This is a genomic window from Intrasporangium sp. Soil_C_50 (assembly GCF_057656595.1).
On the sequence record NZ_JBDGKB010000002.1, the window covers coordinates 120,981 to 144,251 of the forward strand.

The 23,271-nt window shown below is 71.9% G+C and carries 22 protein-coding genes and 5 tRNA genes; 12 read left to right on the plus strand and 15 right to left on the minus strand.

The annotated features are described in order from the left end of the window. Positions 1 to 39: 39 nt before the first annotated feature. The 3 genes from AC3A5R_RS08005 to AC3A5R_RS08015 all read right to left on the minus strand — a co-directional run bounded on the left by AC3A5R_RS08005 (position 40) and on the right by AC3A5R_RS08015 (position 2,370). Positions 40 to 432, minus strand: a complete 393-nt coding sequence (locus tag AC3A5R_RS08005; protein ID WP_487620228.1) for a DUF1707 SHOCT-like domain-containing protein — start codon at positions 430 to 432, stop codon at positions 40 to 42. Positions 433 to 441: 9 nt separating this feature from the next. After that, complete coding sequence (gene msrB / locus AC3A5R_RS08010) at positions 442 to 921, minus strand: peptide-methionine (R)-S-oxide reductase MsrB (protein ID WP_487620229.1); 480 nt, start codon at positions 919 to 921, stop codon at positions 442 to 444. 123 nt (positions 922 to 1,044) lie between these two features. After that, entirely contained in the window at positions 1,045 to 2,370 is a 1,326-nt protein-coding gene (locus tag AC3A5R_RS08015) for a vWA domain-containing protein (RefSeq protein ID WP_487620230.1), read from the minus strand. Positions 2,371 to 2,647: 277 nt separating this feature from the next. Here AC3A5R_RS08015 and AC3A5R_RS08020 point away from each other — a divergent pair, with 277 nt between their 5' ends. Continuing rightward, on the plus strand, positions 2,648 to 3,868 hold the full coding sequence (locus AC3A5R_RS08020) for an alpha/beta hydrolase family protein (RefSeq protein WP_487620231.1): 1,221 nt from the start codon (positions 2,648 to 2,650) through the stop codon (positions 3,866 to 3,868). A gap of 3 nt (positions 3,869 to 3,871) precedes the next feature. Here AC3A5R_RS08020 and AC3A5R_RS08025 read toward each other — a convergent pair whose 3' ends face one another. Then, positions 3,872 to 4,615 (minus strand): dihydrofolate reductase family protein, encoded by a 744-nt coding sequence (locus AC3A5R_RS08025; protein WP_487620232.1) that lies wholly within the window; start codon positions 4,613 to 4,615, stop codon positions 3,872 to 3,874. 95 nt (positions 4,616 to 4,710) lie between these two features. On the opposite strand from AC3A5R_RS08025, the gene AC3A5R_RS08030 reads away from it, so the two are divergent. Beyond that, on the plus strand, positions 4,711 to 5,652 hold the full coding sequence (locus AC3A5R_RS08030) for a PPK2 family polyphosphate kinase (protein ID WP_487620233.1): 942 nt from the start codon (positions 4,711 to 4,713) through the stop codon (positions 5,650 to 5,652). Positions 5,653 to 5,655: 3 nt separating this feature from the next. On the opposite strand, the gene AC3A5R_RS08035 is transcribed toward AC3A5R_RS08030, so the two are convergent. Further along, a complete protein-coding gene (locus AC3A5R_RS08035) occupies positions 5,656 to 7,314 on the minus strand; it encodes an acyl-CoA dehydrogenase family protein (RefSeq protein WP_487620234.1) in 1,659 nt (552 codons plus the stop codon). A gap of 91 nt (positions 7,315 to 7,405) precedes the next feature. Between AC3A5R_RS08035 and AC3A5R_RS08040 the strand changes: the two genes are divergently transcribed. The 7 genes from AC3A5R_RS08040 (at position 7,406) to AC3A5R_RS08070 (ending at position 10,635) form a co-directional block, all read left to right on the plus strand. Continuing rightward, positions 7,406 to 8,473 (plus strand): YihY/virulence factor BrkB family protein, encoded by a 1,068-nt coding sequence (locus tag AC3A5R_RS08040; protein ID WP_487620235.1) that lies wholly within the window; start codon positions 7,406 to 7,408, stop codon positions 8,471 to 8,473. Between the two features lie 45 nt (positions 8,474 to 8,518). Then, positions 8,519 to 8,591 (plus strand) — tRNA-Gly (locus AC3A5R_RS08045). Between the two features lie 29 nt (positions 8,592 to 8,620). Then, positions 8,621 to 8,691, plus strand: a tRNA-Cys gene (locus tag AC3A5R_RS08050). An 18-nt stretch (positions 8,692 to 8,709) separates the two neighbouring features. Beyond that, a tRNA-Val gene (locus tag AC3A5R_RS08055) sits at positions 8,710 to 8,781 on the plus strand. A gap of 119 nt (positions 8,782 to 8,900) precedes the next feature. Then, positions 8,901 to 10,316, plus strand: coding sequence for an exonuclease/endonuclease/phosphatase family protein (locus AC3A5R_RS08060; RefSeq protein ID WP_487620236.1), 1,416 nt, complete (start codon positions 8,901 to 8,903; stop codon positions 10,314 to 10,316). Positions 10,317 to 10,407: 91 nt separating this feature from the next. Further along, a tRNA-Gly gene (locus AC3A5R_RS08065) sits at positions 10,408 to 10,483 on the plus strand. Between the two features lie 77 nt (positions 10,484 to 10,560). Further along, positions 10,561 to 10,635 (plus strand) — tRNA-Val (locus AC3A5R_RS08070). A gap of 64 nt (positions 10,636 to 10,699) precedes the next feature. Here AC3A5R_RS08070 and AC3A5R_RS08075 read toward each other — a convergent pair. The 9 genes from AC3A5R_RS08075 to AC3A5R_RS08115 all read right to left on the minus strand — a co-directional run bounded on the left by AC3A5R_RS08075 (position 10,700) and on the right by AC3A5R_RS08115 (position 20,751). Further along, positions 10,700 to 11,188: a DUF1269 domain-containing protein gene (locus tag AC3A5R_RS08075; RefSeq protein ID WP_487620237.1), complete on the minus strand. Its 489-nt coding sequence runs from the start codon at positions 11,186 to 11,188 to the stop codon at positions 10,700 to 10,702. A 198-nt stretch (positions 11,189 to 11,386) separates the two neighbouring features. Continuing rightward, on the minus strand, positions 11,387 to 12,928 hold the full coding sequence (locus AC3A5R_RS08080) for an MFS transporter (protein WP_487620238.1): 1,542 nt from the start codon (positions 12,926 to 12,928) through the stop codon (positions 11,387 to 11,389). Then, the gene (locus AC3A5R_RS08085) at positions 12,918 to 14,270 is read right to left on the minus strand and encodes a M20/M25/M40 family metallo-hydrolase (protein ID WP_487620239.1); all 1,353 of its coding nucleotides are present in this window, start codon (positions 14,268 to 14,270) and stop codon (positions 12,918 to 12,920) included. The genes AC3A5R_RS08080 and AC3A5R_RS08085 overlap by 11 nt, the downstream gene beginning before the upstream one ends. A 64-nt stretch (positions 14,271 to 14,334) precedes the next feature. Then, entirely contained in the window at positions 14,335 to 15,690 is a 1,356-nt protein-coding gene (locus tag AC3A5R_RS08090) for an anaerobic C4-dicarboxylate transporter family protein (protein WP_487620240.1), read from the minus strand. 33 nt (positions 15,691 to 15,723) lie between these two features. Continuing rightward, positions 15,724 to 16,146 (minus strand): hypothetical protein, encoded by a 423-nt coding sequence (locus tag AC3A5R_RS08095; protein WP_487620241.1) that lies wholly within the window; start codon positions 16,144 to 16,146, stop codon positions 15,724 to 15,726. Continuing rightward, positions 16,143 to 17,291, minus strand: a complete 1,149-nt coding sequence (locus AC3A5R_RS08100) for a M20/M25/M40 family metallo-hydrolase (protein ID WP_487620242.1) — start codon at positions 17,289 to 17,291, stop codon at positions 16,143 to 16,145. The genes AC3A5R_RS08095 and AC3A5R_RS08100 overlap by 4 nt, the downstream gene beginning before the upstream one ends. Then, the gene (locus AC3A5R_RS08105) at positions 17,288 to 17,671 is read right to left on the minus strand and encodes an SHOCT domain-containing protein (RefSeq protein WP_487620243.1); all 384 of its coding nucleotides are present in this window, start codon (positions 17,669 to 17,671) and stop codon (positions 17,288 to 17,290) included. Before AC3A5R_RS08105 ends, AC3A5R_RS08100 begins: the two co-directional genes overlap by 4 nt. Positions 17,672 to 17,790: 119 nt before the next feature. Further along, entirely contained in the window at positions 17,791 to 18,024 is a 234-nt protein-coding gene (locus tag AC3A5R_RS08110) for a hypothetical protein (RefSeq protein ID WP_487620244.1), read from the minus strand. Positions 18,025 to 18,150: 126 nt separating this feature from the next. Beyond that, positions 18,151 to 20,751, minus strand: a complete 2,601-nt coding sequence (locus AC3A5R_RS08115) for a winged helix-turn-helix domain-containing protein (RefSeq protein ID WP_487620245.1) — start codon at positions 20,749 to 20,751, stop codon at positions 18,151 to 18,153. A gap of 130 nt (positions 20,752 to 20,881) precedes the next feature. On the opposite strand from AC3A5R_RS08115, the gene AC3A5R_RS08120 reads away from it, so the two are divergent. From AC3A5R_RS08120 to AC3A5R_RS08130, 3 genes are all read left to right on the plus strand, one after another. Further along, a complete protein-coding gene (locus AC3A5R_RS08120; protein ID WP_487620246.1) occupies positions 20,882 to 21,115 on the plus strand; it encodes a hypothetical protein in 234 nt (77 codons plus the stop codon). 132 nt (positions 21,116 to 21,247) lie between these two features. Further along, complete coding sequence (locus tag AC3A5R_RS08125; RefSeq protein WP_487620247.1) at positions 21,248 to 21,757, plus strand: DUF6325 family protein; 510 nt, start codon at positions 21,248 to 21,250, stop codon at positions 21,755 to 21,757. A 34-nt stretch (positions 21,758 to 21,791) separates the two neighbouring features. Then, entirely contained in the window at positions 21,792 to 22,121 is a 330-nt protein-coding gene (locus AC3A5R_RS08130; RefSeq protein ID WP_487620248.1) for an SHOCT domain-containing protein, read from the plus strand. Positions 22,122 to 22,283: 162 nt separating this feature from the next. Here the strand turns inward: AC3A5R_RS08130 and AC3A5R_RS08135 are convergent, their stop codons facing one another. Then, complete coding sequence (locus AC3A5R_RS08135; RefSeq protein ID WP_487620249.1) at positions 22,284 to 23,126, minus strand: class II glutamine amidotransferase; 843 nt, start codon at positions 23,124 to 23,126, stop codon at positions 22,284 to 22,286. Between the last annotated feature and the right edge of the window lie 145 nt (positions 23,127 to 23,271).

The window sequence follows — 23,271 nt, forward strand, 5'->3', positions numbered from 1 at the left end:
CGCCTCGGCCGGGGTGGGTCGGGCCGGTCGGGTCCGAGGTCAGTCGCCCCGGAACAGCCTCCCGAGGCCGGCCGCCATCGGGATGAACAGGAACACGAACCACTCGCCCGTGCGCGCGAACACCAGGAGCGCGACGAACGGCGACAGGACTACGAGGGTCCGGCCGATGCGTTCGCCGAGCGACGTCGTCGGCCGCCCGGCCGGCGTGATCGCGCCGGCCGCCCCCGTCACGCTGTCGAACGTCGGACGAGGCTCGGGCAGGTCGGTGAACAGGGCCTTGAGGTCGCTGCGGGTGACGGCGTCGGTGGCCCGCCCGCGCCGGTCCTCGTACTCGAACGCGTCGAGGCGCCCGGCCTCGTGGTGCGCCGCCAGAGCGCTGAGGGCCTCCTCGCGCTCCTGGCTGCCGATGCGCAGGTCGTCGTCCCCGGCCATGACCCCAACCTACGGCGTGGGCCCTCCGGCGCCCGGCGACGCGTCGGTGCCGGTGGATCCGTCACCGGCGGGCTCGAGTCGCAGCGAGATCGAGTTGATGCAGTAGCGCTGGTCGGTCGGGGTGTCGTAGCCCTCACCCTCGAACACGTGCCCGAGGTGCGAGCCGCACGTGGCGCAGCGCACCTCGACGCGCTTCATGCCGAAGCTGACGTCCTCGATGTACTCGACGCTGTCGCCGGCGAGCGGGGCGTAGAAGGACGGCCACCCGCAGTGCGACTCGAACTTCGTGTCGCTGCGGAACAGCTCGGCCCCGCATGCCCGGCACGAGTAGACGCCCTGGGTCTTGGTGTCGGTGTACTCACCGGTGAAGGCGCGCTCGGTGCCGGCTTCGCGCAGCACCTGGTACTCGGCGGGGGAGAGGGCGTCACGCCACTCCGCGTCGGTGCGCTGGACGGCGTACGGCTGGCGGGAGGTGCTCTGGTCGCTCATGACCGGGCAACGCCGCGGCACCCGCATTTGTGCCCGGCGAGGGTCTCGGCGGGGGTCCCGGCAGGGAACGGCCCGGGCGTGCCGGTTGCGCACGCCCGGGCCGCTCGGCTCAGCCCTGGTCCGTCACTTCTGCTTCGGCGGGACTGAACACGTGGCCGTGGCGGTGTTGCCCGCGGCGTCGGTGGCGGTGACGAGCAGGTCGCCCCTGACCGTCACGTGCCAGTCGACGGCGCCCGATCCGGGCACGGCCGAGGGGGTGGCCCCCGGCGCCTGCGTCAGCTTGATCGCCGTGCCGGGCGCGTACGGGCCGAACGAGGCCGAGGAGGCCGTGTCGGACACGGTCACCGACACCCCGGGCAGGTTGTCGCTCGCGAGCAGCCGGTAGAAGCCGGCTGACGCGTACCCGGGCGGCGTCTTGCCCGCCGGGTTGACGCCCGGCCCGCAGGCGGCCGTCGGCGGGGTCACGTCGTTGACGGCGATGCGGACGGTCTGGACGAAGTCCGGTCCGGCGTCGGTGCCGTTGACGAGGAACGTCGTCGTGCACGTCAGGGTCGAGCCCTGCGGCGCGTCGGCCGCCACGGTGATCGCCTCGTCGAGGACGAGGTCGGTGCCGCTCGTCACGGTCTGCGGCAGCGACGGCGAGTACGCCACCGACAGGCCGGGGTCGCACGACGCGTTCGCCGTGACCTCCGCAGGCAGGTTGCCGAGCCCGGCGAGGATGGCCGAGGCCACGCCGCCGGGGGCGACGCTCGGGAAGAACGTGCCCGAGGTGGCGGACGTGATGCGCGTGGCCTGGCCCGTGGCGTCGAGCCCGTCGCCGGACCCCGAGCTGACGTTGATCGCGATGACCTGGGCCGACACGCCCTGCAGGGAGGCGAGGGCGTCCGCCTCGGTGTGACCGTTGCTCGGGTCGTGGCCGCTCGCGTCGCCGAACCAGACGACGATGCGCGTCGAGCCGGGACGGTAGGCGATGGCGTTGCCGCCCGAGCCGACCTCCCAGAGAGCGTTCAGCTGACCCTCCTGCAGATCGCCGCCGCCGCCCGCGGAGAGGCTGTCGATGGCGTTCTGCGCGGTCGTCTGGTCGCCGGTGAGCCCGGTCTCGACCTGGAAGAGCTGCGCCCCGTCGCTGACGTCGCGGTAGGAGGACACCGCGAACTGCGCGAGCGGCTGCGCCCCCTGCACGCTCGTGACGATCGAGCTCATCTCCGACTTCACGTTGGCGATGGCCGAGCCCATGCTGCCGGTCTCGTCGACGACGAGGACGATGTCGGGCTTGGGCGGGATCTCCGGTGTGGTGACGGTCTTGGTCACGTGGACGGTCTGGCCCGGGTCGAGCGAGTCGTCGTAGGTGGCCGGCGTGACGCCGGCGCCTGACGCGACGGTCGGGACGGCGACGAGGGCTCCGGTTGCGATGATCGAGAGTGCGCCGCGGCGCATTCCGTTGAGCACGGTGGTCCCCTTTCGTGGGACGCGAGGGTTGGGCGGGTGGCCGGCGCCGGTGCTTCCCGGCGCGGCCCCGGAGGCGGCTGGCGCGACGTCACGACCCCGAAGGTCGTCGTCCCCTGCCGGCGACGGTCCTGGTGGTGGACCCGGGAGCGGTCGGGTCCGGCCGGTGGAGGCGTCCGCCCGAGGCTCCCTGCTCCTACCGAGCTCCGGTTCGCCCGTTTTGATACGAGAACCGCCGGAAAGTGGTGCTGCTGGGACGCGCGGGGCAGGCTTTGCCACCATGGGGCCCGTGGAGCAGCGCCAGAGGGTCCCGCGTCCGCTCCTCGCCGCGGCCGCGGCGGGGGCCGGCACCGCCGTCGGGGCCGCCGCCGGGTCGGTGGCGGCCGCCGCCTACTTCGCCCGCCGCGTCCTGACCCCGGACGAGCTGCAGCCCGACGACGTCGTCGTCCTCGAGTGCGACGAGCACACGGTGCTGTTCGCCGCGGCGCCCGACCCGGTCGTGCCCGGCCGCTACGGGCTGTGGCTCGACGGCGGCCTCGGCCACGCCCGCGTCGGGGAGATCGTCGCGGCCGACGACGCGTCGGTGACCCGACGGCTGCTGTCGGTCGACCGGGGCCGGCTCACGCCCGGCCCGGCCCGGTGGAACCAGTACTACTACTGGGACCGGCCGCGCGTCAGCCTCGGGCTGCCCGACGAGGACGTCTCGGTGCTCTCGGACGTCGGCCCGCTGCCCGGCTGGGTCGTGCGCCCCGATGGCGCCGCGTCGCGGGGGCGCCGGCGCGGGCGCGACTGGGCCGTGCTCGTCCACGGACGCGGTGCTCGCCGGGAGGAGACGCTGCGAGCCGTGCCGGTGCTGCGCGAGGCGGGCTGGACCTGCCTCGTCACGTCCTACCGCAACGATCGCGACGCCCCGCGGGGCCCGGACGGCCGGTACAACCTCGGGCTCTCGGAGTGGCGCGACGTCGAGGCGGCCATGGCCCACGCCGTGTCCCACGGCGCGCGCCGGCTGCTCCTGTTCGGCTGGTCGATGGGCGGGGCGGTCGTGCTGCAGGCCCTGGACCGCTCGCCGCTCGCCGACCGTGTCGTCGGGGTGGCCCTCGACTCGGCGGTGCTCGACTGGGGCGTGGTGCTGCGCCACCACGGGAGGTTGCACCGTCTGCCCGGACCGCTCGTGCGGGTGGCCACCGACCTCATGGGATCCGCGCGCAGCCGCCGCCTGGTCGGTGTCCGCGAGCCCATCGACGTGGCCCGCACCGACTGGGTGGCCCGCGCCGACGAGCTGCGGGTGCCGATGCTCGTCATCCACTCCGACGGCGACGACTTCGTCCCGATCGGGCCCGCGGTCGCGCTCGCGGCGCGACGGCCCGACCTCGTCCGGTTCGAGCGGTGGCAGGTGGCTCGTCACTGCCGCGAGTGGAACCACGACGTCGAGCGGTGGGAGCGGGTCGTCGGGGAGTTCGTCGGCGGCCTCGGTCCGCCGCCCCGACGCGTCGGGCGCTGAGGCTCAGCGCCGCACGAGCCAGCGACCGAGCAGGGTGGCGTCCTGCTCGACGAGCACCTCGAGGTCGAGGTCGACGTCGAGCGCGGGACCGGAGACGGGTCGCCGCGCCTCGCCTGCGACGACCGCGGGCGTCACGGTGAAGCACAGCTCGTCGACGAGCCCTGCCGCGAGCAGGCTGCCGAGCAGGCCGGGGCCGCCCTCGCTGTGCAGCCGGGTCCAGCCCCGGGCGTGGAGGTCGGCGACGAGGGAGGCGAGGTCGACGCGGTCGGTGCCGTGCACGAGCACGTTGTCGGCACCCAAGGCCTCTCGGGCCGCACCGAGACCGTCCGAGCCGGCCGGCACCGCGAGCAGCACCGAGCCGTCGGTGAACGGGCGCACCGAGTCCGGCACCTGCCCCGAGTTGCTGACGACGACGAGAGGCAGCGCCTCGGGGAGACCCTCCTGGGCGCGCAGCGCCGTCAGCGACGCGTCGACCGCGAGGGCGGGGTAGCCCTCGGCGCGGACGGTGCCCGCCCCCACGACGACGCCGTGGCTCAGCGCCCGGAGCAGCTCGAACACCACGTGGTCGGCGTCGGTGTTGATCGAGCCGGACCGCCCGTCGGGACCCGTGGCAGCGCCGTCGATCGTCGTGACCATGTTGGCCCGCAGCCACGTGTCGGCCGGGGGCCGGTAGGCCGCCGCCAGGCCGTCGGCGTCGAGCTCGGTGAACGGGTCGAGGCCGGACTGGCCGGGCACGAGGAGGCGCATGCGGCCAGTATGGCCACTCGGCCTCGTCGGCCGCGGCCACGATGCGTGCCTCGCCTCGCCCCTGCGGCGACCGCGCGTCGGGCAGGATGACGACCATGGGCAAGAAGGGGTCGAAGAAGGGGTCCGACAAGGGCCGCAAGAAAGCCGAGAAGAAGGCCCGGAAGGTCGCCGAGGCCACCGCCGACGCGGTCGGCGAGGGAGCCGTCCTCAACGGCTTCGCCGACGCGCTGCGGGTTGGCAAGGGGTTCGTGCTCGCCGACCTCGACCCAGGATCGACACCGGCCTTCGACGGCGACAAGGTCGCGGGCGAGGCGGCACTCGCCGCCGGCGAGGCCGAGCTCGGTGACCTGCTCGAGCGGCTGTGGGCCGAGTCGACGGCCGGCTCGCGCCGCTCGCTGCTGCTCGTCGTGCAGGGCATGGACACCTCGGGCAAGGGCGGGATCATGCGCCATGTCGTGTCGGTCAACCCCGAGGGCGTCAAGGCGACCGCGTTCAAGGCGCCGAGCGACGAGGAGAAGAAGCACGACTTCCTCTGGCGGATCGAGCGGGCCCTGCCCGGCCCGGGACAGCTCGGCGTCTTCGACCGCTCACACTACGAGGACGTCCTCGTCGTCCGGGTGCACGAGCTGGTGCCGCCGGAGGTCTGGCGCAAGCGGTACGCCCAGATCAACGCCTTCGAGCGCGAGGTCGAGCGGTCCGGCACGCAGGTCGTCAAGGTGATGCTCCACCTCTCCAAGGACGAGCAGCTCGCCCGGCTGCAGGAGCGCCTCGACCGGCCCGACAAGCACTGGAAGTACAACCCCGGCGACGTCGACGAGCGCAGCCGCTGGCTCGACTACATGGAGGCCTACCAGGCGGCCCTCACCAAGTGCTCCACCGTCGGGTCGCCGTGGTACGTCGTGCCGGCCGACCGCAAGTGGTACGCGCGCCTCGCCATCCAGCAGCTGCTCCTCGAGGCGCTGCGCGAGATGCACCTGCAGTGGCCCGAGGCCGACTTCGACGTCGAGGTCGAGAAGCGCCGCCTCTCCGAGAGCTAGCCGTCAGCCGGCGCGGTCGAGCACCGCGCCGGCAGACCCGGCGAGGTCGGCGCCGAGCGTGCCGAAGACGGTTCCCCGTGCCCCACGCCCACTGGCGACGCGGCTCGCGACGAACGCGTCGGCCACGGCGGCGGGGGAGTGCTCGACGACGAGGACTGCCCGCAGCGCGAGCGCCAGGCCCTCGACGACCGACCGGGCCTCGAAGGCCGCCGCCGCGGTCCCGGGGTCGAGCGAGCGGGCCCGCCCCACCGCGGAGTCGACGAGCAGGTCGAGCTCGCGGATGCGGCCGCGGACCCGGTGCAGCTCCTTCTCGAGCGCCTCGAGGCTCGCTGGCTCGCGGTCGAGCGCCCGGACGACGTCGAGCGCGTTGACGTTGCCCGAGCCCTCCCAGATGGAGTTGAGGGGCGCCTCGCGGTAGAGGCGGGCCAGGCCGTTCTCCTCGACGTAACCGTTGCCGCCCAGGCACTCGAGGGCCTCGGCGACGACCGGCGCCGTGCGCTTGCACACCCAGAACTTGCCGAGGGCGACGCCGAGGCGGGCCAGGTCGGTCTCGCCGGCGTCGACCGCGTGCGCGAGCCGCATCGAGAGGACGGTGGCGGCCTCGGCCTCGAGGGCGAGGTCGGCGAGCACGTTGCGCATGAGCGGCTGGTCGATCAGCCGCGCCCCGAAGGCGCTGCGGTGCCGGGCGTGGTGCACGGCGCGGGCCACGGCGTCGCGCGTCGTCGCCGTCGAGCCGAGCACGCAGTCCAGACGCGTCGCGCCGACCATGTCGATGATGGTGCGGACGCCGCGGCCCTCCTCCCCGAGGCGACTGCCCCACGTGCCGTCGAGCTCGACCTCGCTCGAGGCGTTCGAGTGGTTGCCGAGCTTGTCCTTGAGGCGCTGGAGGGCGAAGGTGTTGCGGCTGCCGTCGTCGAGGGCGCGCGGCACGACGAAGCACGTCAGTCCGCCCGGCGCCTGGGCGAGCACGAGGAAGACGTCCGACATCGGCGCCGAGCAGAACCACTTGTGGCCGGTCAGACGGTACGTCTCGCCGGGCAGCGGGCCGCCGGGGGCGGGCGCCGCCTGCGTCGTGTTGGCGCGCACGTCCGAGCCGCCCTGCTTCTCGGTCATCCCCATCCCGGCGACCGCCCCGGCCTTGGTCGTCACGGGCCGGATGCCGAACTCGTAGCGGCGGCTGGCCAGCGCCGGCAGCCAGCGCTCGGCCAGCGTCGGGTCGTGGCGCAGCGCCGAGCCCGCGGCGTAGGTCATCGAGACGGGACAGCCGTGGCCGGCCTCGACCCGGGACCAGATCATGAAGCCGGCGGCGCGACGGGCGTGAGCACCCGACCCGGCCGGACGCGTCCACGGCTCGGCCGTGAGGCCCGTGCCGACGGCGCGCTCCATCAGCCAATGCCAGGAGGGATGGAACTCGACCTCGTCGATGCGGTTGCCGCGTGCATCGTGGGTGCGCAGGACCGGCGGGTGGGTGTCGGCGAGACGGCCGTGCTCGAGGGCCTCGGCCGAGCCGGCGCGACGTGCGAGGTCGGCCAGCCCGTCGGGGCCCTCGACGTCCGCCTCCGGAACCCACCGGCGCACGGCCTCGGCGAGGGCGGGGTCCTCCGCGAGGAGGTCGTGGCCCTCGTAGGGCGGCACCTGGTTGGTCACCTCGTGCGTGCTCATCGCCCGAGCGTAGGGCGCCCCGACGCGTCCGGAGCGGAGCGCGCGGTGTCACGCTCCTCACGCGCACGGCGCTGCGGATAGCCTCGTGCCGATGACGGTCAAGGAGCGGGTGCGGACGACCCTGCGACGGGTACCCGGCGGCCTGGCCGTCGGGCGGCTCACCGTGCGGACCGTCGACGTCTGCCTCGACTACCGGGTCACCGGCCTGGCCGCCGAGGCCGCCTTCTTCATGCTCCTCTCCCTGCCCCCGCTCGTGCTCGGCCTCTTCGGCGGGCTCGGCTACGTCAGTGCCTGGATCGGGCCCGAGAACGTCGACACCGTCGTCGAGTCGATCCGCGAGTACGCGGCGCGCTTCCTCACCGAGGACAGCATCAGCGACCTGCTCGTACCGACCGTCCAGGACGTTCTCGGCCGGGGCCGGCCCGAGCTCGTCTCGGTCGGCTTCCTCCTGTCGCTGTGGTCCGGCTCGCGCGCCCTCAACGTCTTCATCGACACCGTCTCGATCATGTACGGGCAGAAGGACGTGCGCGGCATCATCCGGCTGCGGGCCCTGAGCCTCGCGCTCTACACGGTCAGTACGGTGGCCGGCATCATCCTGCTGCCGCTCGTGCTGCTCGGTCCGCAGCTGGTGTCGGGGTGGCTGCCGGACTCGCTCGGCTTCCTGCGCTACCTCTACTGGCCGGCGGTCCTCGTCTTCAGCGTCGTGGCCCTGACGACCCTCTACCACGTGGCGACGCCGCGGCGCGGGCCGTGGTGGCGCGACGTCCCCGGTGCCCTGCTCGCCCTCGCGATCTGGCTCGGTGCCTCCTACCTCGTGCGCATCTCGCTCGAGGCGTCCCTCGGGGGCTCGACGATCTACGGCCCCCTCAGCGCGCCGATCGTCCTGCTCATCTGGCTCTACTTCCTCGCCCTCGCCATCCTCATCGGTGCCGGACTCAACGCGGCCACCCGCGTCCTGTGGCCGGTGGAGCTGACCGAGCACCGGCCGCCCGGCCTCGCCGAGTGGCTCGCCCGCCGGCGCGCCGAGGAGCGCCAGGTGGCGCGCAGCCGCCGCACCCGGGTGCCCGACGCGTCCGAACCCCCGGAGGACGCCGGCGCTCCGGAGGACGTCGCAGGGGAGCGCGGGACCGGTTTGGTGTCGCGCAGATCCATCCGCTAATGTCTACCTCGCACCGGGCGGGGAAGTTACATCGCTGGTGTTCCCGCGGACGTAGCTCAGTTGGTAGAGCGCAACCTTGCCAAGGTTGAGGTCGCCGGTTCGAGCCCGGTCGTCCGCTCGGAGGCAAATCGGTACTTGCCTTCACACGGTGGAGTGGCCGAGAGGCGAGGCAGCGGCCTGCAAAGCCGCGTACACGGGTTCAAATCCCGTCTCCACCTCGGGTAGCAACACCCCCAGGGCGATTGGCGCAGTGGTAGCGCGCTTCCTTGACACGGAAGAGGTCACTGGTTCAAACCCAGTATCGCCCACCGGACGACGGCCCCCGGACACGCATCGTGTCCGGGGGCCGTTGCTGTTCCCGATTCGCACCCGGCAATCCGGTCAGAACGGATAATCTTCGCGCAAGGCCTGAACCGGAGGAGCCGCCGTGCGCCGTCAATTCCTGACCGTCACCGCACGCGCGGTGGCCGTCGTCGCGATCGTCGTCCCTGCCATGGCGACGTCCTCCCCGGCCCAGGCGGCACCGGCCGTTCCGGGCGCCATCTCGGCGGTCACCGCCCGGCCTGGGCCGTACGCCGGCCAAGTCACCTTCAGCTGGTCGGCATCCGGGGCGAACACCACGTCGTTCGTCATCGAGACCGGTCTGACCACGTTCAAGGTCGGTGACCCCGTGCTGCCCGACCACGGGCGCCAACCCACCTACTTCACGATCTCGCCGGGCCGTCGGTCAGTCACGCTGACCGCCGCACAGGTCGCGTCGGCCGGAGCCGGCGCCTCGTCGGCGAACCACCTGTACTACCGGTTCAAGGCGATCAACCACACCACGGCCGGCACGACGACGCGTAGCTGGCCGTACCTGCAGAACGTCGCGGTCAAGCAGGGCACGCCCAGCTCGGCCGGACTGTCCCTTCGCGTCGCCACCTACAACGTGCACACCGCGACGGCAACGACCGGAGTGCGCCCCTGGACGTCCCGCGTCCCGGGCATCGCAACCACGATCCTGTCCCGCAACCCCGGTGTCGTCAGCCTCCAGGAGCTCGGCATCGGACGAGCGGACGGCAGCAGCCAGCCGACGACCGTCGGCAGCCTGAACCAGGTCCAGTCCCTGCTCGACTCGCTTGCAGCCCATGGCGGCTCGCGTTACCGCCTCGTGCGCAGCACCCGTTTCGTGGCCCCGGGGCTGCCGGAGGGCATCCAGGGCGCCCGGATCCTCTACGACACGGGCCGCTATCGGCTCGTGAGCTCCTGCCCGGAGCGCTCGGACACCAAACCCCTGTCCACCGACAGCTACTCCGCGTCGTGCACGATCCTCTTGCCGGCCCTGTCCGGCGACAACGCCTGGATCCGGCGTCGGGCCTCCTACGCCCTGCTCGCCGACCGTGCGAGCGGACGCCAGTTCTGGGTGGTGTCGGCCCACCTGGACCAGCGTCAGAGCACGACCTACGCCACGGAGCGCACCTACGAACGGCTGCGTGCCACGCAGGTCAAGGCCGTCATGGCGAGGCTCGACCAGCTCAACACCGGCCGTCTGCCCGTCGTCCTGGCCGGCGATCTGAACACATACCAGAACAACCAGGGCGGATACGACGCCCATGACGCACTGGTGTCCGCCGGCTACTACGACACTGCGGCAGCGGTGACCCAGGTCAACTCGCGGTACACGACGATGAACCATTTCGCGTGCGCGCTCGCGGTGCCTGGTAGCGGGTGGGGGAGTCGCCTCGACGTCGTCACGGTCAAGGGCGTGTGGGGTGCGCCCCGCTGGGAGAACGTCATGGCCGCCTCCGACTGTGCACGGCCGTCCGACCACAACATGGTCGTGGCCGACATCCGAATCCCCTAGCACCCCAGTGCCTCCGCCGGGGTCGGGGCCGATTGTGCACTGGGCGGCTCCTTCGGATAGTGTCCTGCCTGCAGCCGCGAGAGTGGCTCCTGCGGACGTAGCTCAGTTGGTAGAGCGCAACCTTGCCAAGGTTGAGGTCGCCGGTTCGAGCCCGGTCGTCCGCTCCAACAGGGAGGCCTCACGACCCCGGTCGTGGGGCCCTTCCGTTGGCGGTCCGGCAGAGCCCGGATCGCGCACCACCAGAGGGCGATTGGCGCAGTGGTAGCGCGCTTCCTTGACACGGAAGAGGTCACTGGTTCAAACCCAGTATCGCCCACCAGCACGAGACGGCCCCCGATCGGCGAGACACCGGTCGGGGGCCGTTCGCGTCTGCGTGCCCGTGTTCAGCGCCCGCCGAAGCTCTCGAGGAGCATGTCGCGCTCCCCGTCGGTGAGGTTCGTGGCGATGAGGGTGTTGTGCATCCCGCGGAAACGCTCACCGACCCGGTCCAGGTCGCCGTCCTCGGTGACGACGAAGAGGGCGGAGGTGCCCGGGGTCACCTCGGTCCGGATGGTCTCCAGCTGCTCCTTGGTGATCCCCGCGTCCTCGGTGATCTTGCTGATGGCACCGATCCCCGCACCGACGATGCCGCCGACGACCGGGACGAAGAAGAGCGCCCCGACGAGGACACCCCAGAGCGCGCCCCACCCGGTGCCGCGCCACTTCTCGTCGTTGCTGTGCGACATCTGGGGCTTGTCCTCGCCGACGGGCCACGTGACGACCGCGTGGTCGATGATCTTGAGGAACCCGTCGGTCTGGCAGCCCTCGAGGACCGACTCCGCCTGTGCGGCGCCGCCCGGGTCGTCGAACTTCCACACCGTGAAAGCAGCCATGTCATGCTCCTTTGCCTGGCGCCGGCGGCCGGTCGGCCGTCCGACGGTGGTTGCGAGTTGGTGTCGTCAGGTGGCACCTGCGTCTCCGGGGCGCCCGTCTCGCGAGACCACCCTGCCGCTCTCGGCCGGGCGGTTCGTCCCCCTCGCAGGCTGAGATGTGGGCCGTCGCCGACCCGCGGGTCAGGTCGCCCCCTCCGGCTAGGCACCGGTCGTGACCCGCCCCGAAGCCGTGGTCGGCAGCGTCAGGGAGGTGGAGGACGACGCCGCGGCGGCCGCGTCCTGGAGGGTGCCGCGTGCGGCCTGGTGCCGGCCCATGACGACCGCCATCGCCACGCCCGCGAGGCTGATGACCGCCATGACCCAGGACGCCGCCGCGAGACCCGAGGCGAGCGCGTCCCCCGGCGGCTGGCCCTGCGCCGTGCGGTCGGCGATGACCCCGCCGTAGATCGTGGCGGCGAGCGCCGTGGCCACCGCGGCCCCGACGTAGCGGGCCATGTTGGAGACCCCCGACGCCGAACCGACCTGGTTCGCAGGGACGCACGCCGTCGACGCCGAGGAGGCCGGCCCGTTCGAGAGCCCCATGCCGACCGCCACGGCCACGAGGGGCAGCAGGAAGGCGCGGTAGGCCCACGAGGCGTCGACGAACCCGATGGCGGCGAACCCGACTGCCGTGAGCAGGAACCCGAGGCCGACCACCTGCCGGCCGCCGAGTCGGGCGGTGAGGCGGGGCACCGCCGCCGCGATGGCCACGAGACCGACCGTCGCCGGCAGCGTGGCGAGGCCCGCCTGCAGTGTCGTGAGGCCCAGTGTCGACGGGTCCTGGAAGTAGAGGCTGAGCAGGTACATCAGGGCGTTGATGGTGCCCGCCCCGATGAGGATGGCGATCGTCGAGCCGACGAGGACCCGGTTGCGCAGCAGCGCCAGGTCGAGCATCGGCACGGCGACGCGGCGCTCCACCATGACGAACCCGATGCCCGAGGCGACCCCGACCGCGAGGCACCCGATGGTCGCGGCCGAGACCCAGCCCCACGCGCTCCCCTTGCTCAGCGCCAGGATGACCGGCCCCAGGGCCAGGGCGATGAGGACGGAGCCGGCGTAGTCGATGGACCGCGAACGCGTCAGGTCGCGTGACTCGGACACCTTGGCCGCCGCGATGAGGATGCACGCCGCGCCGATCACCGCGTCGACCCAGAAGAGCCCCTGCCACCCGGCGACCGTGACGAGCGCACCGCCCATGAGCGGGCCGGCTGCGGCACCGACGGCCGCTGCCGCGCCCCAGAGCGAGACGGCCCGTAGCTGCGCCTCGCCAGTGTTCGCCACGGACAGGAGGCTCAGGCCGCAGGCGAGGATCGTCGCGCCCGCCGCGCCCTGGACGAAGCGGCCGGCGATGACGGCACCGCCGGAGTGCGACAGGGCGATGAGCACGCACGACACGACGAACAGCACGAGGCCGAGCTGGAACACCCGCTTGCGCCCGAAGACGTCGCCGAGCGAGCCCGACGTCACGATGACGGCGGCCCCGACGAGGGAGTACCCGGTGACCGCCCACTGCAGCGTCGTCACGTCCGTGCCGGTGTCGGCGCTGATGGCGGGCAGCAGGATGCTCACGGCCGAGGTGTTGGCGTTGACGACGAACGTCGACAGGCACGTGGCGGCGAGGACGCCGCCGGCTCCGGTGGCCGCGCCGGCGCCGGACTCGATCGAGCCCCCGGTCCCGACGGGGGCGCTCCTATCCGACATGGCCGTCCGCCAGGCGCTGGAGCAGGAGCGCCTGGGTCACGATGAGCTTCTCGATCTCCGACACGTCGACGCTCTCGTCGGAGGCGTGGATCCGCGATGCGGCGACGTCCTCGGGCCCCCAGAGGACGAACTCGGCGTCCGGTGCCGCCTGCTGGAGCGTCCGCAGGAGGGGGATCGACCCGCCGCAGCCGGCCTCACCGGCTGGCCGGCCGAAGGCCTCGCTCAGCGCGTCCCGGGCGGCGGCGTACCCCGGACCGTCGGTGCGGCACAGGAACGGCGGCGCCTCCTTGGTGCGCTGGACCTCCACCTTGGCGCCCCACGGCGCGTGCGACTCGAGGTGCCGCACCAGGGCGTCGAGCTCGGCGGCGGGCTCGGACCCGGGGACGATGCGCATGGAGATCTTCGCGCGGGCCTCAGGAATGAGGACGTTGGACGACGCCGCGATGCTCGTCATGTCCAAGCCGATCGCGTTGACCGACGGGCGAGCCCAGAGCCGGCCACCGATCGGGCCGCTGCCGGTCAGGCCGACCCCGTCGAGCACGTCGGCGCTGGACCGGAGGTCGTCCTCGCTGAGGTCCGCGCCGTCCCAGACGGTCTCCGAGACGCCCTCGATGGTCACGTTGCCCTCGTCGTCGTGCAGCGTCGACAGCAGCCGCGCGAGGGCCATCATGGCGTCCGGTGCCGGACCACCGAAGACGCCCGAGTGCAGGGGGTGCTCGAGGGTTCGGACGGTGACGATGCACGCGACGTCGCCGCGCAGCGCCGTCGTCAGGGCGGGCTCGCCGACGCGGAGGTTGCCCATGTCGCAGATGACGAAGAGGTCGCAGGCGAACAGCTCCGGGTGCGCCTCGACGAACGCCTCGAGGTTGCTCTCCGTCTCCTCCATCCCCTCGAGGATCAGCTTGACGGTGCACGGCGGCTGCCCGTCGAAGACCCGCAAGGTGCCCAGGTGCGCGACGAGCCCGCTGATGTCGTCGGCCGCGCCACGTCCGTAGACGCGTCCGTCCTCCTTGCGCGTCGGCGTCCACGGGTCGCTCGTCCAGCCCTGCTCGGGGGGCGCGGGCTGCACGTCGTAGTGGGCGTACAGCACGACGACGGGTGAGCCCTCGGGCCCCGGGATCTCGCCGTAGATCGGCGGGTAGCCGGACGGGACGTCCATGAGGCGGGCGTCCGTGAAGCCGGCATCGCGGAACAGCTGCAGCGTGGTGCTCGCCATCTGCTCGACGGGCTCGCTCGGGTAGCCCGGAAAGGCCACCGACGGGATCCTGATCAGGGTCTCGAGGTCCGCGACGACACCGGACATGAGGTCCGTGGTCCTGGCAGCGATCTCCTGTGCGTGCATGGTCGGTCCTTTGGCGTCGAGGTCGGTGTCTCTGCGGTGTGGTGCAATGCGGGATTGCCTTGTGTCAGAAGAAGATGCCGCCGATCAGGGCGCCCACGGCGATGGTCACGACCGACATGACGAGCATCGGGACGAAGAAGCTGTGGTCGAGCAGCTTGGTGCCGAGCTTGGTCGTGCCGGTGAGGTCGAAGTTGGCGGCCGCGATCTGGGTGCCGTTGGCCGGCAGGGTGTAGACGCCGCTCAGGGCGCCTGCCCACATGCCGGTGACGACCCCGACCGGGAGCCCGGCGGCGAGGCCGATGGGCACGATGGTCCGGGTCGCCGTCGACTGGCTCGTCGTCAGGGCGGCGACGAGGAAGACGGCGAGGGCGAAGATGAACTGCCAGCTGGTGACCCAGCCGCCGATCGTCGAGACGATGTAGTCCTCGTGGGCGGAGATGAAGGTGGCGGTGAGCCACGCGATCCCGAAGAGGGCGATCGCCGAGATCATGCCGGCCTTGAACACCGACTGGTCAGGGACCGTCTTCACCTCGGGCTTGCCGAGGAAGAGGATCGCCACGCCGACGACGAACATCACCATGACGATGGTCGTCGTCATGTCGATGGGAACGGCTTCCTCGCCCTCGGCGGCGAAGGCCGGCCGCAGCTGCGGGAAGAGCCCGAACACGACGATCGCGACGACGCCGAAGAGGAAGGCGAGGGCGGAGTTGCGGCCCTCCTTGGTGTAGGTGAGCCGCGACGACGCGGACGCGGCCGCGCCGGCCTGCTGCGGCGCGATGAGCACTCCGGACGCGATCCGGGCCTGCACCTCGGGGTCGTCGTCGAGGTCCTTCCACATCCGGTTGACGACGAGCGAGGTGACGACGATGCCGACGACGCACGCCGGGAGGGTGATCGCGAGGATCTGGGTGAGGCCGAGGTTGTAGGGCGCGACGTCGGTGAGGGTCAGCATCGCCGCCATGGCGGCCGAGACGGGCGAGGCCGCCAGCGCCATCCCGGACTGCACCACGGTGACCGTCAGCGGGCGCGCCGGCCGGATGTTGTTCTTGTACGACACGTCGTAGATGACCGGCAGCAGCGGGTAGATGATGTTGCTCGTCCCGGCGCCGATGGAGAAGAGGAATGCCGTCAGTGGGGCGATGACGGTGATCTGCTTCGGTCGCTTCTCGATGACGCCCGCGGCCACCGAGACCATCCAGTCGATGCCGCCGGCCGCCTGCATCATCGCGGCCGACGTCACGACCGCGAGGATGATCGCGAGCGCTGCAGCCGGTGGCTCTCCGGGCGGCTCGCGGAAGACGAAGACGAGGACGAAGACGCCGAGGCCGCCCCAGAGGCCGACCCCCACACCGCCGGCGCGGGTTCCCATGATGATCGCCCCGAGCACGACGAGTGCCTCGAGCACGAAACTGACGCTCATGTCGATTCCTTCCTGCGATCAGCGAGGACGGGCTCAGCCCGACGTGCACTGGGCGGCGATGGACTGGGACAGCTGGGCGTACGCCGCGCTGATGTCCTTCAGCGATGCCGTGAGCTCGGGGGCGACGGTGGCGAAGGCGCCCTTGCCCGCAGCCGCGAGGGACTGCTTGAAGCCCTCCAGGTTGGCCCGCAACGTCGAGATGGCGCTGTCGTAGCGCCCCTCAGTGACGGCCTGCAGGTGGTCGAGCTTCGCCAGGGCGGCGTCGACCTTCGTCGTCAGCTCGGCGATCCTGCCGCCGTCGGGCTTCTGGGCCTTGAGGCCGTCGACGGCGGTCGCGAGGCTCTTGGCGTTGGCGCAGAGGTTCTGCGCGGTGAGATCGGTACCGCAGCCCGCCACCACGAGGGCGGCGGCGAGGGTCGCGGCTGCGGCCAGCCGGCGCACACGCTGGTTCGTCATGGACGTCCCTCTCCCTCGACGGGCTGGGTGACGACGGCCACGAGCACCTGGCAGGCCACCACGAGGTCGTCGATCGCGATGTGCTCGCTCGTGGCGTGCTCGTCGACCATCCCGGTCGGGAGCGCCACGCACGGGATTCCTTTGGCGTTGAAGAAGTTCCCGTCGGTCCCGCCGCCCGACTTGCGCGGCGAGACCTCGAGCCCGAGGGACCGGATGGCGCGTGCCGCCTCGCGGTACGGCTGCGCGTCCTCGGTGATCCGGTAGGTCCGGTAGATCTCCTCGGCAACGACGTCCACCGTCGCCCCGCGCGCCTCCGCGGCACGCTCACAGGCCCCTCGCATGGCCGCGAGCTGGCGGTCGAGCTTGGCCTGGTCGTGGCTGCGCGCCATGCCCTCGAGCACGACGGTGTCCGGGATGATGTTGCGGGCCTCGCCACCATGCACCGTCCCGATGTTGGCGACGGTCTCCTCGTCGATGCGCCCCAGGGGCATCCCGGCGATGGCGTCCGCGGCCACCTGGACGGCGCTGACACCTTTCTCCGGCTCGACCCCAGCGTGGGCCTTGCGACCGTGGACGGTGATGGTGAGGTACACCGAGGTCGGCGACCAGTACGTCACCGAGCCCATGACTCCTGCGGTGTCGACGACGAACCCGTGGGTGGCCTGCAGCCGGCTCACGTCGAGGTGACGTGAGCCGACCAGGCCCCGCTCCTCACCGACGGTCGACACGAACTCGATCGTCGGATGGGACCAGTCCGGGTGGTCCCGCAGCAGCCGGACGAGCTCGAGGCACCCGGCCAGGCCCGACTTGTCGTCCGCCCCGAGGATCGTCGTGCCGTCGGTGCGCACCACGCCGTCGTCACCGATGACGGGCACGATCCCGCGGTCGGTCCCGGCCGTGTCCATGTGCGTCGACACCAGGACCGTCCCGGGCCGGGTGCCCGGGTACACGGCGACGAGGTTGCCGACGTCGTCCTGCGTCGTGGTGCACCCCAGCTCGCGGAAGCGGGCTGTGAGCACCTCGCCGATCTGCTGCTCGTAGCCGGTCGGGCTGTCGATCGCCACCAGCTCGAGGAAGGTGGCCAGCAGCCGGTCCCGGTCCACGGCGTCCGCGGGCCGGAGTGCGGCTGCGGGCGCCGGGCTCATGCCAGGGCCCGGGCCTTGATCTGCGAGAACTCCTCGGGGGAGATGGCGCCGCTGTCGAGCAGCGACTTGGCCTGGTACAGCTGGTCGGTCGTCGAGGCGGAGGAGCCGCCGGCGACGCGTTGGATGTACTTCTCCTGAGCGGCCATCTGGGCCTCAGCGGCCTGCATCTCGCGCTCGGCCATTCCCCGGCCCCGCACGATGAGGTAGATGAGGGCGGAGAGGAGGGGGACGATGAAGAGCGCCAGCACCCACAGCACCTTCGAGAACCCACCGAGGTCCTTGTCCCGGAAGAGGTCGCCGAAGATGTGGAAGAGCATGATCAGGTAGGCCACGAAGAAGAAGGACCACACAAGCAGCCAGAAGAAGCTCCAGAAGTCCATGGTGAGCCAGTCCTTTCGTTGTCGCGACTCGTCGCGGTAGCGGTCAAGGGGACCGCTTCGCCATCAGCCTTCCGCCACCGAACAAACCCGGCATCGCACTCTGCGAGCGAGATCGGCGGTCAGGGGTCCGCCTCGGCGCGGTCCGTCCCTCCACCGCCCGGCTCGTCCATCAGCTGGGTCGAGGTGACCTCCAGTCCCATGGCCGTCAGGCTGCCCAGCACGGCGACCAGCTCCTGGCTGTCGTGCACCCGCACCGTCAAGGTCGTCCGGATCCCGTCGCTGTCACACCACGTCGCATAGGGCCAGACGTCGCGCTCGTCCACCTCACCGTTCACGATCACCACGGCTTGCATCGGCATCCTCCTTCTCCTGCGAAGGACTTCGCGTCATCGACAGGATGCCGGTGACGGAGGCGTGGCGCGTCACTTCATGGGGAGTAGATCGCCGACGCGGACGCCGACCCGCGGCCGCAGCCACGGTCAGTAGAGCTCCAGCTCCGCGGCCCTGCGGATGGCGGCACGCCGGCTGCTGACGCCCAGCTTCTGGTAGATGTGCGCGATGTGCGTCTTGGCGGTGTGCAGCGAGATGTACTCCGCCTCGGCGATCTCGGCGTTGGTGAGGTTGGTGGCGAGATAGCGCAGGATCACGTGCTCGCGCTCGGTCAGCTGCTCACCGCGCCCGGTGGTCTCCTGACGCTGCCCGGCGGCGATCCGCCCGAGCACCTGGGTCACCGCGGCGGGGTGCGCCGTGCCGTGACGCAGGTGGGCCTTGAGCAGCTCGGGCATCCGCTCGCCGACGCCGAGGAAGGGCCCGTACAGCTCGTCCGGCTCGGCAGCCGCGAGGGCCGCCTCCAGGGAGGCGTGCGCGTCGGGCCTTCCCAGCTCTGCGCGGGCCTCCGCCTCGAGGCAGTGGTGGACGCAGTCGACCTGGACGAGCCGCCCGGCCCAGGAGGTCCGGTCGAGCTCTGCCAGGGCATCGGCGGGCCGTCCCGCCCAGAGAAGCACCTTCGCGCGGTGCACGCGGGCCAGCGGGTACTCGGGCTCGGTCAGCGGCGCGGAGGCCAGGGCCACCGCCTCGCGCGTCCGTCCCTCCGCCATGAGGACGAGCCCTTCCACCCCGGCCAGCATGGACGGCCAGCCGGGCGCGCTGCGACCGGACTCCATCAGGGCTCGCACCTGCCCGGCTGCCCGCTTGGCGCCGGCCAGGTCGCCCAGGGCCAGGCAGGCCTTCGTCAGGTAGTTCAGCGTGAGCCCGTGCAGCTCCCAGTCGAAGGGGAGCATCATCGACAGGGCGCGCTCCAGCTCGGCCCGTGCCTCGTGCACGTTGCCCCGCCAGTAGTCGAGCCAGCCGAGGAAGGCGACCGCCGGGGCCAGCGTCGCCAGGCCCACCCAGCCGCGGTCGTCCGCGCGTGCGAGGACGCTGATTGCGAGGTCGCGCACCTCGTCGAGCCGCTCTTCGACGATGGCAGGCAGACACGACTCCGCGAGCGCCGTCAGCTCGAGGGCCAGCAGGCCGGTGTCGCGCGCCGTGGCGGCCGAGGACCGGAGCATCTCCAGGGCCGGCGTGGGCTCCGCGAGGCGACGGGCCTCGCCCATGCCGACGAACATCTGCACCGAGGCGAGGATCGCCGGGTCGGTCGGGCGCTGGCTCCGGTCGAACCGCTCGAGCAGCGCCGCACCCGGCTCGACCGCAGCGCTCAGGCCCAACCCGTAACCGGTGTGGAACAGCTTGACGACGGCCATCCGGTCCTCGAAGTCGCTCTTGGCCTCCAGCGGGAGGAGGGCGACGGAGTCGCCGGCGGCGTCGATCTGCAGCTGCGCCTCGTCCATCTTCCCGCGCTGCACGAGGACGAGGGCCCTGGCCAGGTGGGTGTCCGCGGAGTAGGCCGAGCCCTCCGGCACCTGGCCCACAGCATCGAGCACCGCGTCCACGCGTCCCTCGAGGAACAGCTCGAGCCAGCGGTCGGCGAAGATCCAGGACGCCTTCTCGCCATCGCCGGCTGCCACGGCATGCCGGATCGCGGTCGGGGCGTCGACGGCGCTCCACCAGTCCGCGGCCGCAGCGTGCTGGACGGTGGCCCGGTCGGGGTAGTCGGCGACGAAGCGCCGGTGGATGTGGGCGGCGAAGAGCGGGTGCCAGTAGTACCAGGCCTCCTCGCCGTTGCTGCTGCCGCCACGGGACAGGAAGAGGCCGTCGGCGACGCACTGCTCGAGGAGTGCCTCGGCGCTGTGCGTTCCCCGCACGCTGTCGACGAGCGATGGGCAGACGTGCTCGTCCAGGGTGGCGTCGAGGACGAAGTCCCTGAGGTCGTCGGTGAGCGAGGAAAGCACCTCGGTCGCGAGATACTCGGCCAGCGCCTGGTCGCGCCGCAGCTGGGTCGGCACCTGCTTTCGCAGGCCGTACTGGCGCGTGGCGAGGATCGCCATGCGGACGCCGGCAGGCCACCCGCCTGTGGCGCGGTGGATCGACTCCACGGTCTCGACGTCGAGGTCCAGACCGGCGGCTCGCACGGCCTCGGTCGTCTCATCGGGGCTGAACGCGAGCTGCTCGTGCGTGAGGTAGGCGAGCCGGTCGTCGAGCCGGAGCCTCTGCAGGCGCAACGGAGGGACGACCCGGGCGGCCACGGCGATGCGCATGTTGGCCGGCGCCCATTTCAGGATGTGGTCGATGATCTGGATGGAGCCTCGCGAGCCGGTGAGGTCCTGCAGGTCGTCGAGGACGAGGGTCAGGGGCAGGGCCGCGTCGTAGAGCACCTCGAGCAGCGAGTCGACGAGCGTCAACGGCTCAGCACGCAGCGCCGAGGCGCGGAGGGGGTCGAGGTTCGCGCCCAGTTCCTCGAGCCCGGACAGGCCGACGGCGGTGATGAGGTCGGCGACGAGGCGCACCGGGGACCGGTCGGAGTCGTCGACGTCCAGCCAGATGGCGGCGCCGTTGACCTGCTGGCGCCTCGACGCGGCAGCGAGCAGCGTCGACTTGCCGTAGCCCGCCATACCGGCGAGCACGACCACCGGACGATGGTCGATGAGCGGCACGAGGCGCGCTCGGTCGATGGTGTGGGCGGACGGCTGAGGAACCGTCATCCGCGCGTGACGTGGTCCGACCATGTCATCCCCGACGGTGGATGTGTGGAGGGTTATCTACCTGCGAGCGTAACCACTCGAACTGGCAGGAGCGCCGGCTTTCAGGGTTTTCCCGGATATGGGGCAGGTCATGCAGCGGTACGAGATCGTCCTCGACGGAGAGCTGACCGCGGACCTGCCCGATCTGGGCTCGCCGGTCCGGCGTCGCGACAGCGGACAGGCGACGATCCTGTCGGTCTCGGCCGGCGACCCCGACGCGCTCGGGCGGACGCTGGACCTGCTCGAGTCGCTGGGCATCGGTGTCACCGCGATCCACAAGGTGTCCGACGCCGACTCAGGTCAGGACGCCGCCGGGCAGGGCTGACCGGCGCACGGACCGTCCCCCTTCATCCTTGCCCGCCGAGCCTCGCCCACTCATCCTCGACGGGCGATGTGCAGGGCCGGTGCCGGACGCGAGGGTCGGGGTATTGCAGGCCAGCCGTCAAGGAGGCAGGACATGAGTGTCAACGTCGACGTCGGACCCATCGACTTTCTCGCGCTCGAGTTCCCGGGCGCCCGGATCAACGGGGAAGGGATGGCCATCCTCGTCGACCTCGTCGACCGCGGCATCATCCGGATCCTCGACATGAAGGCCATGGTCCGCGGCGAGGACGGGACGGTGACGGCCGTGGCCATCACCGACCTCGACGGGGACGGCACGCTCGACCTCGCCGTCTTCGAGGGCGTCGAGTCGGACCTGCTCGACGAGGAGGACCTGGCGCAGGCCGCCGACCTGCTCGAGCCGGGCAACGCCGCCGCCGTCCTCGTCTACGAGAACACGTGGGCGGGCCCGTTCGTGTCGGCCATGCGTCGTGCCGGGGCCGAGGTCGTGGCCAGCATGCGCGTACCCGCCGACGTGGTCGTCGCGCGCCTCGAGGAGCTCGAGGCCGCGCGTGAGGACGGCTCAGGGGAGTCGGACGGCTCCGACAGCGCCGCCGCCCAGCCGGCGGACAGCACGCCGGCGTGACCCGGAACTCTCAGGCAGAGCAGAGGAGCAGACGATGGGACTGATCGGTGGAATGGCCCGGACGGCCGTGGTGGCAGGCACCGCGACGGCGGTGTCGAACCGCGTGTCACGCCGCCAGGCGGGACGGTGGGCAGCGCAGGAGCAGCAGCAGGCGCCGCCCCCGCCGCCGCAGTACGCAGAACCCCAGTACGCGCAACCCCAGTACGCGCCTCCGCCTCCGCCGCCCCCGGAGCCCGCCGCCCCCGCACCCTCGGGTGCCGACGCGGACCTCGCGAGGCTGCAGCAGCTCGGCGAGCTGCGCGCGTCGGGGGTGCTGACGGAGCAGGAGTTCCAGGCCCAGAAGGCCCGCATCCTGGGGCTGTAGGAGGGCTGGAGCACCACAGCGACTCCCGCGGGCCGCGCCGTCCCACCGGCGCGGCCCATGGTCGCGCGCCGACGCGGATGGATGCCGTGCGCCGACACCGGCGACGGGCACCACCGTCGCGAATCGGCGACGGGGCTCGGCGAGGCTCAGCGGACGGAGGGCTCAGGCCACGAAGGCCGGCGGGATGGGCGCGAAGTCGCGGATCTCGTCGTCACCGGGCTGGATGATCCCGCACGACGACTCCGGCACCTCGCGCCAGGCCCCGGGCAGGTCGCGCAGCGGCTCCGACACGACCAACCGCGCCTCGTCACTGGCCCGCTGCAGGATCTCGATCTCGGGGTGGAGGGCGCGCAGCTGTGCCACGTTCGTCGAGTGGAAGAGGGTCCGGCTCTGGTGGGTGGTCGAGTAGCGGAACGCCCACACGGACTCGCCGTCGGAGGTTGCCATCGTGGCCTGCACCGGGTCGGCGACCCCGTGCTTCTGCGCCACGTGCTCGACGAGGCCCACGGCCTTGGCGACGGCCGTGATGGGGTCGTCCTCGAGACCGAAGGTCAGGGCGAGGAAGAAGAGGGCCTCGGAGTCGGTCGACCCCTCGACGTCGGGGTAGAGCGACGGGTCGACCGCGAACATGAGGTCGCGCTTCAGCTCGTGGAAGCCGAAGACGGCCCCGTTGTGCATCCACAGCCGGGCGCCGTGCCGGAAGGGGTGGCAGTTGCTGCGCTGGACCGGCGTCCCCGTCGACGCGCGCACGTGCGCGAAGAGCAGGCCGGTGCGCACCTGCTGGGTGAGCTCGCGGAGGTTCTGGTCGTTCCAGGCCGGGTCGACGCTCTTGAAGATGGCGGGCACGGGGCCTTCGCCGTACCAGCCGATCCCGAAGCCGTCACCGTTCGTGGTCGTGGCCCCCATCGTCGAGTGGAGGCTCTGCTCGATGAGCGAGTGCTCCGGCTTGAAGAGGAGGTCCTCGACGAGGAGCGGGTCACCCGAGTACACCATCCAGCGGCACATGCGTTCATGGAACCGGCCCCGACGCGACCGATCATCACTCCCGCGGGATGACTCGGGGATGACTCGGGGACGCCTCGGGGACGCCTCGGGGACGACTCGTGAACAACGGGGCGCCGCTGGAGCCGAACCGCCACGCGGACAGTCG